Genomic DNA, 4,091 nt, shown 5'->3' on the forward strand with positions numbered 1-4,091 from the left:
AAGGGACAAAAACTCATTTACTTCGTTTATAACGATATTGCACTTAATATGTGAATCCAAGTAGTTTACTCTTTTAGCAAAGAAAATATCGCTGGGTAAACTTTACCTAAATCAATATTGTTGGCATTTTCAGGGTCATACAATGTGATGGTTGTATCTTTTGCAGCCAGTGGTGCCCAATTTTCCGGTCTTGTTACACCATAAAAGGCAACAAGCTTTTTCTGTAGCGCGGCGGCTAAATGACAAATACCACCATCACCGACAACAATGAGTGTCATGCTGTTCAATAAAGTTAAAAAAGAATCCAGAGAATCGGATACTACAACTTCACTATTTTTTCCTATACGTGATTTTAAATCTTCAGCTAAAGGGGTGTCATGCTTATATGAAGAAATAAAAAATTTTGTATCTGGGTAATTTTCCAGGATTTTATTTGCAATTAAAGTGAGGCGTTCATTATTAATAAGACTGTGTTTTCTACTGTTAGATATAGAAAATAAAACCATGGGAGTCTGCTGTTCAGTAGATTGAAAAGTATTTTTAAATTCGATATAAGGAAAAGTCTCAGGAGATAATTTACTCTCATTAGGTGAAAATGTACGTAATACTTTTAATGCCTGATGGTAACCATTGACTTGCTCCTGCTTCACTGGATAGTTAACTAACTTTGCATGCCAGTGCTTATCTGTAACAACAGCATAGCGTCTTTTAGCCCCTAATAGCCATAGGAATAGATTATTTAGCTTCATAGGTGTAGGTTTGGTTGATATAGCAATCTCAAAATTTTTTCGACGAAATGCTAATGCAGTTTTGATAATAGATAGGTATTTATTGCCTCTAGGGAGGATGTGGATCTTGATTTCAGGGCACAAATAATAAGCGAGTTCAGTATTGCCAGAATCTATAAATAAGTTGATCTCTGCGTTGGGGTAAGTTTTTTGTAAAAACTTTATTAATGGCTGAGTACAAATGAGATCACCAGGGCAAGAGCGTGAATGTTCACTTCTTGCCCAACGCCTTAAACCCTGCAACTAATACCTTATCCAAATAGTTAATATCCATGCTCGCAAACCGTTGTTTTCGGCGAATACTGGCTTTTTTGGTTGTCTCTGCCCGCAACATATTGACACTGATGTGACGCATACATCCCAATATTTCAGCCGATTCTTCCTGGTGGATAAGGCAAGCATCTTCTCCCATCGTGGCATCAAGAACCCAATGTAATCGGGTTTCGATCCCCCAGTGTCCCCTGACAGCGGCGGCAAATTTGTCGGTGCTCAGTTCCGCTGAACTGATGTAATAACGATAATCAAGCGATTATTTTCCTTTATTATCAATTCGATATCCAATTGCCACGCCCACAGTTTTTAAGTTTTTCCATTCTGGAAATTGTTGAGACAGCGCTTGGGCGGGTAACACATGATATTCACGGGCTTCTATACGACCATATCCTTGTTCTATCGTGATATTTTCGGCATGACTCACGGCAGAAACTTGGGCTGACAACGCCTTCTTAACCGCGCGATACAACGTCTCCTGATCCCCTTTCACCGCCAGAAGATAGTCACCTTCCTGCTGCACAATTTGTTCCGCAATCTTCGTTTGGCATCCCATCGCATCAATTGTTATCAGGCAATCTGTGATATCCAGCAAGCGGAGTAATTTTGGGATCGCAATGATTTCATTGGACTTTTTGTCTGTCTTCAGTTGTCCCATCACTATGCCGTTCTGGGTGGCAAACGCACTCACCATGTGGAGCATCGACTGCCGATTCTTGCCATCATAAGTTCCCCGCAACGTTTTTCCGTCAATGGCGATAATTTTCCCTTCTGAGCGTTCGTTAACCCATTGAACCCAATGAATAAAATAGTGCTGAAACTCAACGGGATTGAGCCGAGAAATCAGGCGAGCGATAGCATCATGTCCCGGTATTCCATTCGGAAAAAGGTTTTTTTTTTGATACCAGTCTAGGTACGTTTCGCCGAAATCTTCAATATCTTCCCATCCTTCTGCACCGGCGATGATGGCTGTAATCGACAAAAAAAGGACATCAAACAAAGGATAACTGATCTTAGACGACTGGCGGGGGTCTGTTAATGTACTGAAATACCGAGAAAAAGCATCGATACTCATAAGAATACTTCCCGAAAAAAGAAGTATGAAATTATATTTTTTCTTATTCGTCAAACCTGAAATTTTTTAACAAAAAGTTCACGCTCTCGCCCTGATGAGATCACCCAGTCCATTTCGACGTAGTATGGCTATTTTCATAGGGTATTGTCAGAATTAAAACTTCTACCATTTAAAGTTGATTTCATTATAGCTAAATTAAGACCATTCTTTAACATCACTGAGCAAATTCCTCACACATAGTCGAGACTATACCAATCCAACTTCAAGATGCGTGTTATATTTCCCCGTGCAGCGGGGAAATATAAGGCCTTGCGTCGTATTGCGGATTACAACTTGAAGTTTATCGAGTATACAGGCTATTTGATCCACAAAATCAATGCGGCGATTGATTTTGAATGTTTTTGTGATGCCGTTGCCGTAAAAACACTCAAGTTTGTTAATTTTTTAATTCCTTTAACTACAGTTCCTGACTACCTTTAAATAAAAGAACGAATAAGCAGAATGAAAGATCAAGCTTGTGACTAGATATCAATGAGTTACCACTTAAGCCCGAATTTGGGCTTTGCACTGTTAAAAGGTGTTGTGATTTCCTCTATACCCAAGATGGGATATCACAATTTGTGATGGTCAAAATCTTGACCATCTACAGCAACCATTGGGATTTGAACGCCATTTTAACCCTTTGATATGCCATAATTCCTGCTCAGAACCGGAATACCTGTACTATGCAGGAAATTAACTCAAAGGGTTATCTGAATACAGCTTAGGAGAAAAGTTTGATCTCTGGGTTGGGTTTTACCAGTACGTTTGCTTTTACGCTGTATGGCTGGCTTAGAGCTTATTCAGTATTTTTTCTATGCAACAGCACGACAAGGAATGCGAGATTGACGAACTGAAGGCGGGTATTCAAATGCCTCTCACCGTTCTTCCACAATCGTCGACATTTTTCTAGCCAACCAAATGAACGTTCGACGACCCACCGCTTGGGTATCACCTTGAAAATATGGAGTTCACTGCGTTTGGCTATTTCGACCGTCGCGCCCAATATATGATGCACACTCTCCGCGAAGGTTTCTCCGGTATAACCGCCATCGGCTAACACACTCTTCACGCAGGAAAGCGACTTCTTGTGCTGGGTAAATGCCATCAAAGCGCCTTTTCTGTCCGTGATATTGGCCGTTGTTACTGTAATTGCATGAGGTAAACCCTGCGTATCTACCGCGATGTGTCGTTTGATGCCAGAAATCTTTTTACCTGCATCATAGCCTTTTTCACGGGCCGTATCCGTTCTTAACGCTTTGCGCATCAATGATCACGAAAGTGGTGTTGTCGTTCCGACCATGGCTGATGCGGGCCTCGCCAACCGCATTTTTTTAACGCCTGCTCCAGCAGGCTTGGCTCCGTTTCTGACGGTCTCTCTTTCCAAAGTTTGAAATAGTAGTACACGGTACTCTTACTGGGGAAATCACTGGGCAGCATATCCCACTGGCAACCACTCTTGAGTAGGTACAGCAGTGCGCAAAACACGTCATACACATCGACTTTTCGGGGACGTGTGCGTTTTCGACTGCTGAGCAACAAGGGTTCAATTTCCTGAAAAACGTCTCGACTGATATCACTAATATAGGCTTTTCTCATTCCGATAGGATACAGGAAAAATAGTCACGTTTGAAAAAGATTCTGAATAGGCTGTCAGCAGCAAGTGAGTTACCGACCCTTTTATGATCAGTAGCTAACTCTGCCCAAATTTCCTTTCGAGCGTTACACTTATTATGTGAATTCCCGCTTATGTATAAATAATAAATCATCTTCACTATTTAAAACTTATGATACATTTGATTTATCAAGGATAATGATAGTGACCAATTGTTTATTATTTTATTTATATCTAAATGTAACGCGATGCTCGACTTTTATGATGAGTTGAAATGACATAGCCGCTCCTTTATAACTTTAAG

The 4,091-nt window shown here is 40.7% G+C and carries 1 protein-coding gene and 2 pseudogenes; all 3 read right to left on the bottom strand.

The genetic code is table 11. The features are described 5' to 3' along the window. Positions 1 to 65: 65 nt before the first annotated feature. The 3 genes and pseudogenes from AAY47_RS19300 to AAY47_RS21505 all read right to left on the bottom strand — a co-directional run bounded on the left by AAY47_RS19300 (position 66) and on the right by AAY47_RS21505 (position 3,771). Positions 66 to 1,031: a glycosyltransferase family 9 protein gene (locus AAY47_RS19300; protein WP_047771967.1), complete on the bottom strand. Its 966-nt coding sequence runs from the start codon at positions 1,029 to 1,031 to the stop codon at positions 66 to 68. Beyond that, positions 1,000 to 2,133 (bottom strand): annotated as a pseudogene (locus AAY47_RS19305) (ISAs1 family transposase). The gene AAY47_RS19300 and the pseudogene AAY47_RS19305 overlap by 32 nt, the downstream one beginning before the upstream one ends. Before the next feature lie 838 nt (positions 2,134 to 2,971). Next, positions 2,972 to 3,771: pseudogene (locus AAY47_RS21505) on the bottom strand (IS5 family transposase). Positions 3,772 to 4,091 lie beyond the last annotated feature (320 nt).

It is taken from the genome of Xenorhabdus griffiniae, assembly GCF_001028135.1.
Lineage (GTDB): Bacteria > Pseudomonadota > Gammaproteobacteria > Enterobacterales > Enterobacteriaceae > Xenorhabdus > Xenorhabdus bakwenae.